9 protein-coding genes are annotated in these 11483 nt (G+C 68.7%); 1 reads left to right on the top strand and 8 read right to left on the bottom strand.

The window, feature by feature from the left end:
* Nucleotides 1–19: 19 nt before the first annotated feature.
* Genes AB0M51_RS37450 through AB0M51_RS37430 form a run of 5 tightly spaced genes read right to left on the bottom strand, consistent with a single transcriptional unit; the run spans nt 20 to nt 5710 of the window.
* A complete protein-coding gene (locus AB0M51_RS37450; protein ID WP_344190822.1) occupies nt 20–1198 on the bottom strand; it encodes a Gfo/Idh/MocA family oxidoreductase in 1179 nt (392 codons plus the stop codon).
* Nucleotides 1195–2247: a Gfo/Idh/MocA family oxidoreductase gene (locus tag AB0M51_RS37445; protein ID WP_344190824.1), complete on the bottom strand. Its 1053-nt coding sequence runs from the start codon at nt 2245–2247 to the stop codon at nt 1195–1197. The genes AB0M51_RS37450 and AB0M51_RS37445 overlap by 4 nt, the downstream gene beginning before the upstream one ends.
* A gap of 25 nt (nt 2248–2272) precedes the next feature.
* A complete protein-coding gene (locus AB0M51_RS37440; RefSeq protein WP_344190826.1) occupies nt 2273–3898 on the bottom strand; it encodes an extracellular solute-binding protein in 1626 nt (541 codons plus the stop codon).
* A 22-nt stretch (nt 3899–3920) separates the two neighbouring features.
* Nucleotides 3921–4823 (bottom strand): carbohydrate ABC transporter permease, encoded by a 903-nt coding sequence (locus AB0M51_RS37435; RefSeq protein WP_344190828.1) that lies wholly within the window; start codon nt 4821–4823, stop codon nt 3921–3923.
* The gene (locus AB0M51_RS37430) at nt 4820–5710 is read right to left on the bottom strand and encodes an ABC transporter permease subunit (protein WP_344190830.1); all 891 of its coding nucleotides are present in this window, start codon (nt 5708–5710) and stop codon (nt 4820–4822) included. Before AB0M51_RS37430 ends, AB0M51_RS37435 begins: the two co-directional genes overlap by 4 nt.
* A gap of 215 nt (nt 5711–5925) precedes the next feature.
* Here AB0M51_RS37430 and AB0M51_RS37425 point away from each other — a divergent pair, with 215 nt between their 5' ends.
* Nucleotides 5926–6900, top strand: a complete 975-nt coding sequence (locus AB0M51_RS37425) for a LacI family DNA-binding transcriptional regulator (RefSeq protein ID WP_363753089.1) — start codon at nt 5926–5928, stop codon at nt 6898–6900.
* Here the strand turns inward: AB0M51_RS37425 and AB0M51_RS37420 are convergent.
* From AB0M51_RS37420 to AB0M51_RS37410, 3 genes are all read right to left on the bottom strand, one after another.
* The gene (locus AB0M51_RS37420) at nt 6888–8108 is read right to left on the bottom strand and encodes an SGNH/GDSL hydrolase family protein (protein ID WP_363753087.1); all 1221 of its coding nucleotides are present in this window, start codon (nt 8106–8108) and stop codon (nt 6888–6890) included. The two genes, AB0M51_RS37425 and AB0M51_RS37420, sit on opposite strands and share 13 nt — an antisense overlap.
* 117 nt (nt 8109–8225) lie before the next feature.
* On the bottom strand, nt 8226–10649 hold the full coding sequence (locus AB0M51_RS37415) for an ABC transporter permease (RefSeq protein WP_363753085.1): 2424 nt from the start codon (nt 10647–10649) through the stop codon (nt 8226–8228).
* On the bottom strand, nt 10646–11410 hold the full coding sequence (locus tag AB0M51_RS37410; RefSeq protein WP_363753082.1) for an ABC transporter ATP-binding protein: 765 nt from the start codon (nt 11408–11410) through the stop codon (nt 10646–10648). The genes AB0M51_RS37415 and AB0M51_RS37410 overlap by 4 nt, the downstream gene beginning before the upstream one ends.
* Between the last annotated feature and the right edge of the window lie 73 nt (nt 11411–11483).

Below are 11483 nucleotides of genomic sequence, written 5' to 3'. Positions count from 1 at the left end.
CCGAGTGACCGGTGGAACCTCAGGTGGTGCGGAAGGCCTCGACGATCTCGTCCTTACGGAACCCGCCGTGCAGCATGCCGTAGAAGCGGTGCTCCGGGGTCAGGTCCGTACGGCGGACGCGGGTGCCGGTGATCGCCGACGCGTACAGCGCGGTGACGAATTCCATCGTCGGGCGCGTACTGGCCAGTGACGTGCCGTGCGGACGCCCCGCCAGCAGGTCGTCGACCAGGTGACCGATCTGCGCCTCGTGGTTGCTCGGTACGTCGGCACCCGCCGAGGCCGACCACGGATCGGCAGCCGCCGCGGACCCGGCGGACTCGGCCTTCCGGACGCCGGGGTCCAGGCCGAGGGTGGCCGCCTTCGCCGCGTCCGGCGCCGGGTGGAACGTCCAGTCCTTGTCGGAGTATCCGTAGACGTGGTTCACCTCGAGCGTGCCGCCGGCCGTGTCGATGCGGATCCGGCTCAGCTCCCGCGGCGACAGCAGGCTGTTGATCACGGTCGCCACCGCGCCGCTCTCGAACACCACCGACGCCATCGACACGTCCTCGAACTCGACCGGCCGGTCCAGCCGGACCGCGGTGGCGTCGATCGACTTCCACGGCCCGAGCAGGTGTAGCAGCAGGTCGATCTGGTGGATGCCGTGCCCGAGCGTCGGACCGCCGCCCTCGCCGATCCAGGTGCCGCGCCACTCCGGGTCGAAGTAGCTGACCGGCCGGAACCACAGCGTCTCGCAGACCGCGACCAGCGGCCTGCCGAGCACGCCGCGGGCGAGCAGGTCGTGCGCCCGCATCGCCCCGGAGCCGTGCCGGTGCTGGAACACCACCGACGCCGATCCCGCGCTGATCGCCTCGACCTTCGCGACGTGGTCCAGCTCCTCCAGGCTCAGCACCGGCGGCTTCTCCAGCAACACCGACCGGTCCGCGGCCAGTGCCTCGACCGCGAGCTCGCCGTGGCTCTCCGGCGGGGTCGCGATCGAGATCAGGTCCGGCTCCTCGGCCGCCAGCAGCTCGGTCAGGCTGCCGTACGGGCGCCCGCCGAACCGCTCGGCCAGCGTCCGTGCCTTCTCCTCGTGGATGTCCGCCGTACCGACGAGCTCTGTCCGGCCCGTACTCGCGTAGGCCTCGGCGTGCCGGCGGCTGATGTTGCCGCAGCCGACGATCGCGACCTTCAGCACGTCGGCTCCGCGATCGACTGTCATCGGGCGGCTCCGCGCAGCACCGCGGTCTCCTGGGCGACCAGCGCCAGCCGGGTCGCCTCGAAGGTGTGCTCCTGCGGCGCGGCCGTCGTGGTCCGCTCGCGGACGTCGTGGACCAGGTCGTCGTAGTACGAGGTCTTGACGTCCGAACAGTCGATGTACTGGGTCCCTTCCTGGTTCGCCAGGAACAGGTGGTTGCCGCCCTCGCGGCCCTCGATGTCGATGTACTTGCGCAGCTCGATGTACCCGTCGGTGCCGAGGATGATCAACCGCCCGTCGCCCCAGGTCGGCAACCCGGCCGGGGTGTACCAGTCGACCCGGATGTAGCCCTGGGCGTGCTCGCTGCGGAGCAGCATCTCGCCGAAGTCCTGCAGGCCCGGGTCGTCCGGGTTGCCGAAGTTCCCGACCGTGCTGGTGACCACTTCGGCGGTCTTCGCGCCGGTGAACCAGAGGAACTGGTCCACCTGGTGGGACGCGATGTCGGCCAGGATCCCGCCGTACCGCGCCTTGTCGTAGAACCAGTCCGGGCGGCCCGCGCCGCCGGCCAGGTGCGCGCGGTCGCCGATCCGGTGCGGCCCGAGGCCGAGGGTCTGGACGACCGTGCCGATCTTGCCCTCGCGGACCAGTTCACCGGCCTTGATCGCGCTCGGCACCTCGAACCGCTCGGAGAACGTCACCGACCAGAACCGGCCGGTCTCCGCGACCGCCCGTTCCAGTTCGGCGAGCTGGTCGAGCGTGATGCAGCCGGGCTTGTCGGCGACCACGTCCTTGCCGGCCCGCAGCGCGGCGACCGCGATCGGCCCGCGCCGGTCCGGCACGGCCGCGGTCACGATCACGTCGATCCCGTCCCGGGCGATCAGCTCGTCCGGGTCGTCGGCGAAGGGTACGTCGGAGTAGCGCTCGCGAAGCTGCACCGCGACCGCGGCGGACGGATCGTCGGTGGCCATCCCGACGAACTCGGCACCGGCGCGGAGCAGGCCGGCGACCTGCCCGAAGATATGTGAATGGTCAAGCCCGACGGCGGCGAACCTGACGTGCTGACTGGAGGTCAAGGTGTTCCTTCCGTAAAGGTGGTGTTCAGCGCGAGGACTTCAGCGCCTGGGCGAGCTCTTCGGCGATCTTGTCCCCGCCGTCACTCTTCCACTTCTTCACCGCGGGCGCCCAGGCGGAGATCGGCTTGCGGCCCTGCACGATGTCGTCGGTGACCTGGTTGATCGCGTCGGTGAGCTGCTTGTTCTTCCGGTTGCTGGTCTCCGAGTACAGACCGGCGGCCGGGTTGTCGAGGGCGGTCGGGACGACCCCCTTCATCGCGTTGAACTGGGTCTCGGCGCTGCCCGCGTGCTCGGGCAGGAAGATCGTCCACGGCGCGTCCGCCTGGTACATCAGGCCCAGCTGGACCTCGCTGAAGCCCTTCGCGTTCAGCACCGGGTTGCCGTCCACCAGCCGGTGGTGCACCCCCGGCAGGCCGAACTTGCGGAACAGGTACTCCTGGGTGCCGAACGGCGTCGCCAGGAAGTTCAGGTACCCGAGCAGCGTCTCGACGCGGCTCTCGGCCTTCTTGCTGATCGCGGTCACGCCGATCGCCGGCGCGCCCAGCCAGATCGTTCCCTTCCCCGAGCCGTCGTGCTTCGGCGGCGCGATGATCGAGATCGACGCCTTCGGGTCGGTCATCGTCTGCAGGTACGTCGGCCAGCCGCTGAAGGTGTCCTGGACGAGCGGGCTGGAGCCGTTCGCGAACCGGGTCTTCATGTCCAGGTTCTGGCCGGAGTACGCGTCCGGGTGGATGTAGCCCGACTTCCAGAGCTGCTGCAGGATCTTCAGCACCTCTTCCTGGCCGTCGTGCTCGAGCGAGCTGACCAGCTTGTCGCCGTCCTTGCTCCAGCCGTTCGGGACGTCGAACATGTTCCGCACGAACTGCGTCGGCGCGGTGGCCAGCGCGAAGCGGTTCAGCTTCTTGTTCGTCAGCGCCTTGCAGAGCTCCAGGAAGTCGTCCGAGCTCTTCACCTCGGCCTTCAGCCCCTGCGCCTCGAGGATGTCGCCGCGGCTGTACATCACCTGCGAGCTGATCGCGCCGCGCGGGATCGGGACGCCGTAGATCTTGCCGTCGAAGATGCCCGAGTTCCAGGCCAGCTCCGGCAGGTTCGCCAGGTACGGGTATTTCTTGATGTTCTCGCCGGACAGGTGCGGCGTCAGGTCGACGGCCTTCGCGGCCAGCATCTGCGGTGTCTGCGGTACGTTGCCGACCGTGAAGACGTCGCCCAGCTGATCGCCGGCGACCACGGTGGCGAACTTCTTGTCGTAGTCCACCGACGGCGTCAGGTTCACCTGTACCGGCGACCCGACCCGCTTGTTGAACTCCTGCCAGAACGTGTTCTGCTCGAGCTTCGGCGGGATCGGGGTGTTGGTGTACGTCGTCACCGTGATCGGCTTGCCGTCACCCGGCGCCTGGGTGATCGCCTGCACCGGATTCGCCGGGTACTTGTTGAACGCGTCCGGGATCTTGTACTCGGCGCCCGCGAGGTCCGGCTTGACCCCGTCGTACCGCTCGTACGCCGGCCGGATCTTGGTCTTGGTGGCGGCGTCGTTCCCCGCTCCCGACGCACCGCGGCCGTTGTTGGAGCAGCCGACGGTACCGGCCAACCCGAGCGCCGCGGCACCGGCGAGGACGGCCCGCCGGCCGAGCCGCGCATCGTTGACGTTCATGGGTGTTCCTCTCTCAGAAGTTTTAGCCCTTGACGGCGCCGGTCAGTACGCCCTTGGCGAAGTGGCGCTGGATGAACGGGTAGACGCAGAGGATCGGGACCACCGAGATCATCAGGATCGCCATCTGGATCGACGTCTGCGGCGGGGCGGCCTCGCCCGCGAGCCCGAGGTCCTGACCACCGAGTTCGACGCCGTTCACGACGTACGTCCGGAGCACCAGCTGCAGCGGCCACTTGGCGCTGTCGTTGAGGTAGAGCATCGCGTTGAAGAAGCTGTTCCAGTAGCCGACGCCGTAGAACAGGCCGATCACCGCGATCACGGCCTTGGACAGCGGCAGGCCGATATACCGGAACAGCTTCCATTCCGAGGCGCCGTCGATCCGTGCGGCGTCGATGATCTCATTGGGCAGTCCAACGAAGAACGATCGGACGACGATCACGTTGAAGGCGCTGACGCTGACCGGCACGATCACCGCCCACAGACTGTTCAGCAGGCCGAACTGCTGGACGGTCAGGTAGGACGGGATCAGGCCCGGGTTGAACAGCAGGCTGATCAGCACCAGCAGCAACAGCGCCTTGTTGCCGATCGTGCCGCGGCGGCTCAGCGCCCACCCGAGCGTGCAGGTCAGCGCGACCGCGATCGTCGTCCCGACGGCGGTGACGAACGCGCTGATCAGCAGCGCCTGCGTCACGGTCCCGCCGGACAGGATAGAGCGGTACGCCGTGAAGTCGATCCCCTTGGTCGGGAACATCACGAAACCGCCGGCCTTGGTGACCTCCTCGGCCGGTGCGAGGCTGGTCGAGATCACGCCGACGAACGGCAGGATCACGACCGCGCAGATGATCGTCAGGAACACCGCCTTGACGACGCGCTCGGTGACTCCCGGCATCGGCATACCGCCGACCATGGTCCGTTTGGTGTTCATCCGCGGTACACGCCTTCCTCGCCGAGGCGGTGGGCGATCTTGTTGGCGGACAGCACCAGGGCCAGGGCGACGGCGCTCTTCACCAGGCCGACCGCCGCTGCCACCCCCCAGTTGCCGCCGAGGATGCCGTTGTTGTAGACGTACGTGTCGAGGACGTCGCTGGCGTCCACACCGACCGCCTGCTGCTGCAGGATGATCTGCTCGAAGCCGACGGTCAGCGAGTCGCCGAGCTTCAGGATCAGCAGCAGGATGATGATCGGTTTCAGCCCGGGCAGCGTGACGTGCCAGGTCTGCCGCCAGCGCCCGGCGCCGTCCACCGCCGACGCCTCGTAGAGCGAGCGGTCGATCTGGGACAGCACGGCGAGGAACAGGATCGTCGCCCAGCCGGTGTCCTTCCAGAGCACCTGCGAAGTCAGCAGCGCGCGGAATGCCTCGACGTTGCCGATGATGTGCATCGGGCTGTAGCCGTGGCTGCGCAACCAGTTGTTGATCATTCCGGTGCCGCCGAGCACCTGCTGGAAGATTGCCACCACGATCACCCAGGACATGAAGTGCGGCAGGTAGATGATCGTCTGCACGAACTGCCGGAGCTTGTTGGACAGCAGGCTGTGCAGGACCAGCGCCACCACGATCGGTGCCGGGAACACGATAACGGTCTGAATAAGCGTCAGAATCAGCGTGTTCTTGACCGCGTTGAGGAATTCTCCGTCACCGTTGAAGATCACCGAGAAATTCTGGAAACCCGACCAGAGACTCTTACCGACGCCGAGGTACGGCTGATAGTCCTGGAAGGCGATGATATTTCCCCAGAGCGGGTAATACTGGAACGCCAGCAGGATCAGCAGACCCGGAACCGCCAGCAGCAGCACCGGGTAATCACGCCTCAAACGCGCTCCCAGCGAGCGCTTTTCACCCACGGACTCTCCTCTGGTCGGTCGCTCGAATAAAAAGTGATCGATCCACTTCTGAGCCGGTAGCTAACCGCAGCATTGTTTGGGTGTCAAGACCTCGGTGATAGGCTGCGGAGCCTCGGAGGATCCCGGGGAGAAGGAGGGGGTTCGTGGCAGAGTCAGCACCCAGACGGCCGGCCACCATTCACGAAGTGGCCAGCCTGGCCGGGGTCTCGCACACGACGGTGTCGCGCTACCTGCAGGACAAGGACAGCCTGAAACCGAAGACCCGGGTGAAGGTCGAGTTCGCGGTCAAGACCCTCGACTACCGGCCGAACCTGGTCGCCCGGTCGATGCGCACCCGGCACACCAACCGGCTCGCGATCGTGCTTGCCTCCGGCATGCACTTCCCCGGCCGGCTGCTCGCCGCGGCCTCCCAGACCGCGCACGAGGCCGGGTACCAGGTCGAGATCGTCAGCGTCGAGGGCGGATCCGCGGCCCGCTCGGCCCGCGTCGACGAACTGGCCAGGTCGGGCCAGGTCGAGGGCATCCTGGCGTTCTCGCCGCTCGCCCTCAAGGGCAAGAAGACGAACCGGGTGCCGATCGTCGAGAGCAGCACGTACGACGACAACCTGCACGGGCTGGCCGAGCTCGCCGACGCGAGCCCGGTCCGGGAGATCATCGAGCACCTGGCGTCACTGGGACACCGGACCTTCCTGCACGTCTCCGGCGACATCGAGAACTTCGCCTCGGCGCGGAACCGGAAAAGCGTGTACCTGGAGACGATCGAGCGCCTCGGGCTGCGGTCGGCCGGCGCGATCGACTGCGACTGGTCGGCACAGCGCGGGTACGACGCGATCCTCGCGCTCCCGGACGACACCGAGGTGACCGCGGTCGTGGCGGCGAACGACGTGGTCGCGATGGGTGTCGTGCGCGGCGCGCTCGCCCGCGGATGGAAAGTGCCGGACGACCTGAGCGTGTTCGGCTGGGACGACGAGGAGATCGGCCGGTTCGCCACGCCGTCGCTGTCCACGGTCGCCGTCGACCGCGAGGCGCAGGGCCGGGTCGCGATCCAGCGCCTGCTGGCCGAGATCCGCGGCGAGCCGGCCCCGACACCTCCCGAGCAGAAGATCAACCGCCTGATCTTCCGCGAGTCGACGGCGCCGCCGCGCGATCACCGTGGATGACGACTGACCAGCCGGCCCAGCAGCGGCAGGTCCATCGAGTCCGCCAGTTGCTGGTAGGCGGCGGCGTTCGGGTGCAGGTGGTCGCCGCTGTCGTAAGCGGCCAGCAGGTGGTCCGGGTTCGCCGGGTCGCGGACCACGGCGTCGAAGTCGACCACCGCGTCGAACGCTCCCGACGTACGGATCCAGTTGTTCACGATCGCCCGCCGGCCGAGCGGCCCGGCGCCGCAGACACCGTACCCACCGCACGGGGTGATGGTGAGGCCAACGATCTTCAGACCCGCCGCGTGCGTCCGGTCGGCGATGCCCTGCAGGCCGCCGATCACCTTGTCCGCGGGGACGTTGCTCGCAGTCAGGTCGTTGATGCCTTCGGCAACCAGCACCAGTGAGACTCCTGGCTGGTCGAGGACATCCGCGTCGAGCCGGTGCTGGGCACTGACCCCGAAGTACGGCGGCTGGCGGTCGAGTGTCACCTCGTTGCCACCGATCCCGGAGTTCGTCACCGCCTGCAGGTGGCCGGGCGGTCCGGCCGCGATCCGTGCGAACAGCGCGTCGCTCCATCGCGTGTTGCTGTTGTCGGCCGTCCCGGTCCCGTCGGTGATCGAGTCGCCGAGCGCGACGATCGTCCCGACGTGCGGCGCTGCCACCACGTCGATGCCGTCCACGAACAGCCAGGACGTGGTCTTGCTCGTGAACGCATCACTACTCGTGTCCGCGGCGTGATCACCGGCGGCCAGGTACGACGTGGTGTGCGCGGCGTTGTGGTACGTCGCCGGGCCGGTGGCGGAGGCGCTGAACAGGCTGATCGCCAACGGCTGCCGCTGCTCGACCGGGAGCGCGACCGGGTCGCCGGCCACGTCGGCGCCGGCCGCGATCGTCACCGACGTACCGCCGTGAAAGGTCAGCGGGATCTTCGTTCCGTTGGGTTGGCCAACCGTTACCTGGTCGAACGTGACGGGACGAGCGCCGTACCGGTTCGTCAGCCGGACGCGGACCGACGTACCGCCGATGGTCGGGTAGACGATGTTGCGGATCGTCTGGTCGGTGAGGCCGTTGTGCGACAGGCCGGACGCCATCGCGGCCGTCGGGCTCGCTGTCCAGGTGGCTGTCCAGTGATGTCCTGCTCCTGGGGCCGCTCCGGCGTTGACCGCAGGCAGTGCGAGCATCAGGCCGAGCCCGCCGATCAGTGCCTTCCGTACCAGTTCGCGCACGCCACAGCTCCGATCTCCGACGACTGGACCGGGGAAGACCGTCGCCTGCCGGGGGTTTTCCCGGCAAGCGCGCCCGCGGGCGGCAGAGCCGAACGGTGGCAATCCTGCTACGAACGGTCAGCGGCTTCCGGTCTGTGAGATGGACGGTTTGCGGAGCAGCCAGGCGATCGGGGCGACGGTGGTCGTCATCGCGAGCAGTGTCGCTCCCCCGACGACGGCCACCCAGCCGACGGCCGGGATATATGGCAACGCGCTACCGGTGATCGCGCGGACGACCGCGGTCAGGGCGACGGCGGCGATGGTTCCGCCGATCACGAGCGAGACGCCCAGCAGGCCCGCCTGTTCGGCGTTCACCATCCGGCGTACCTGACGGCTGGTCACGCCGGTCAGGCGCAGTACGGCGAGTTCGCGGCGGCGCGCGAGTGCGGCGAGGATCATCGTGTTGGCAGCGGACAGAGCGGCGTACCCGATCATCACGCCGATCAGCAGCTTGTTGAGCCAGGCACTGATCGCGAGGTCGTCGGCGATCCCGCTGGTCAGCCGGCTGGTCGGGATGAGCGTCGCGCCCGGAAGGTGCGGCGTGACGCCCGGCGCGACCCGGATAAACGCCTCGTCCGCGGGCAGCCCGAGGGTGTCGGTCGACAGCACCACGTCACCGAACCCGAGACCGCGCGAGTAGATCGCCGCGACCCGGACCCGTTGCGGCGTACCGTCACCCAGCCACAGCTCGACCGTCTTGCCGACCTTCCACCCCTGCGACGCGGCGCGGGTCGCCGACACCGCGATGTTGTCCCGGTTGACGGCAGCCAGGTCGCCGCTCGTCACGTCGAGGTCGAGCGTCGCGGCCGCGCCGTCCGGGTCGATCGCGCGGGCCGGTACGGCCTCGGCGCTGTCGAGGACTCGTACGACGACCGACGTACGTCGGCTCGCGGTCACCGCCTCGACGCCGTGGATCCCGCGCAGTTGGCGGATCGTGGCGTCGGAGATTCCGGCCGGTGCGACCAGTGCGTACTGCGCGAGCGTGCCTGCGCCGACCTGCTCGACGGTACGACGTTCCAGGTTGTCCTGGAGGAACCAGACCGAACCGCCGAAGCCGACAGCGAGTACGAGCGCGGTGAGGACGGTCGCCATGCCGCGCGCGTTGGCGGCCAGATTACGACCGGCCAGGTAGCCGCTGTTGCCCCAGAAGACGCGCAGTACCGGGGCGAGGAGCTTGGCGGCGGTCGCGTTGATCCACGGCGCGAGGAGGGCTACGCCGATCACGAACAGGTAGAGCATTCCCGAGGCCGCCGCGAGGGCGGTCTGACCGCCGGCACCGACGGAGACCGCGCTGGCGGAGATGGCACCAGCGACGCAGGCGAGACCGAAGCCGAGGCGGACCTTTCCTGGAGGCGATTGCTCGACCGCAGTCTCGGCGAGGGCCTCCACCGGGCGGATCGTGGAGATGCGACGAGCGCCTAGGAGTGCTGCCAGGACCGCCAGCAGGACGATGAGCAGGACAGCGCTCGGGGCGGCGAGTACGCCGGTCTTCAGCGGGAAATCAGCCGGGATGAAGCCTCGCGCGATCAGTTGCGCGTCGACCCAGCGGCTTGCCGGCAGACCTGCCGGCACGCCGATGACCGAGGCGACTGCTGCCAGCACGGCGGCTTCGGCCATCAGCATGCGGCGAAGTTGCCACGGGGTCGCGGCCGTTGCCCGGAGCAACGCCAGATCGCGGCGGCGGTTGCGGATCGAGAGCGCGATCGTGCCGGCGACGACGAAGACGATCAGGAGTACGACGTACCCGCCGAAAGCGGCGCCTATCTGGATCAGGAGGTCGCGGGCCGCGATGAGGTCGGGGTGCTCTACCTGGCCGCGGTTGTTGCCGGAGTAGGTCTTGGCCGACTCGGAGGTTGCCAGGGCGTCCACTGCGGCGGCGACGGTTGAACGGTCGGCGTCGGGTGCTTCGGTGACTGCGATGGTGTCGGCGCGGCCGGGATGGGGCGCGAGCTCCGTGGCGCGGTGCTGGGTGAAGTAGACACCCGGTTGGGTGGTGATCCCGCTGACTGTGTAGCGGTGCGGGACGCCCGCTGTTACCAGGGTGAGTTGCCGGCCCGGTTTGGTGGCGAGGGTGGTGTCGACGACGATCTGGTCGTCGGTCTTGGGACTCCTTCCGGCAACTAGTTCGGCGCCGGACCAGGTGTGGCCGGTTGTCACGTGGGAGCCGGCCTGGACCGGGATCGACTGGTCGACCACGACGGCGGCGACGCCGGGGACGCGGCGGATGCGGTCGGCCAGGGTCGTCGGCACGGTGCCGGCTTCGGGTAGGTGGAGGGTCGTGCGGGTGGTATCGCCCAGTTCTTTGTGTTCGAAGGTGATGTCGCGCTTGGCGACGACGAGGTCGGCGGCCGCGTAGCGCTGCGGGTCGGGACGGAAGCGCAGCCCGGACTCCACCAGCGAACCCATACTCGTCAGAATCATCACCCCGATCGCCAACGCGATCAGGGTTGCCAGGACGCTGCCCGGACGATGCCGGAGCAGCCGAACCGCAAGCCCCGTCATGCCCGCACCCCCGCGCTCACGCGAGCTTCCTTCGGGTGGAGCGAGGCCAGCTCAGCGGCGATGCGGGAGACACCGGGCTGTGGGAGGTCGGTGACGATCCGGCCGTCGGCGAGGACCAGAACCCGGTCGGCGTACGAGGCGGCGAGCGGGTCGTGGGTGACCATGATGATGGTCTGCTGCTGCTCGTCGACGATCGACCGCAGCAGCGCGAGCACCTCCGCGGCCGTCGTACCGTCGAGCGCGCCGGTCGGTTCGTCGGCGAACACCACCTCCGGGCGCATCGCCAGTGCCCGCGCGACCGCCACCCGCTGCTGCTGCCCGCCGGACAGCTGCGCCGGCCGGTGGTGCAGGCGGTCGCCCATCCCGACCCGCTCGACGACCTCCGCCACCCACCGGCGATCCGGACGGGTCCCGGACAGCCGCATCGGCAGCGTGATGTTCTCCTCGACCGTCAAGGCATCGACCAGGTTGAACGCCTGGAACACGAATCCGACCTTGCTCCGCCGCAACCGGGTCAACGCCGTCTCCGACAGCTTCGACAGCTCGGTCCCACCGATCCACGCCCGCCCGGACGTCGGCCGGTCCAGCCCCGCCGCGGTCTGCAGCAACGTGCTCTTCCCCGACCCCGAAGGCCCCATCACCGCGGTGAACGTCCCCCGCGCGAACGCGGCATCGACCCCCGCCAGCGCGGTCACATGCTGTCCCCCGGCCTCGTACCGCCGCACGAGCTGCTCCACCCGCACCGCAAGTTGCACCGACATCTCCGTGCCTTCCGTCTCCGTTCACTGACACGAAAACGCTACGAAGACGGCCGCGCGGCAACCATCCAGCGAC

Origin of the sequence: Kribbella sp. NPDC051137, assembly GCF_040682535.1 — a bacterium.
Lineage (GTDB): Bacteria > Actinomycetota > Actinomycetes > Propionibacteriales > Kribbellaceae > Kribbella > Kribbella karoonensis.
The sequence above is the reverse complement of the archived record's forward strand: the minus strand, read 5'-3'. Positions and strand labels throughout refer to the sequence as shown.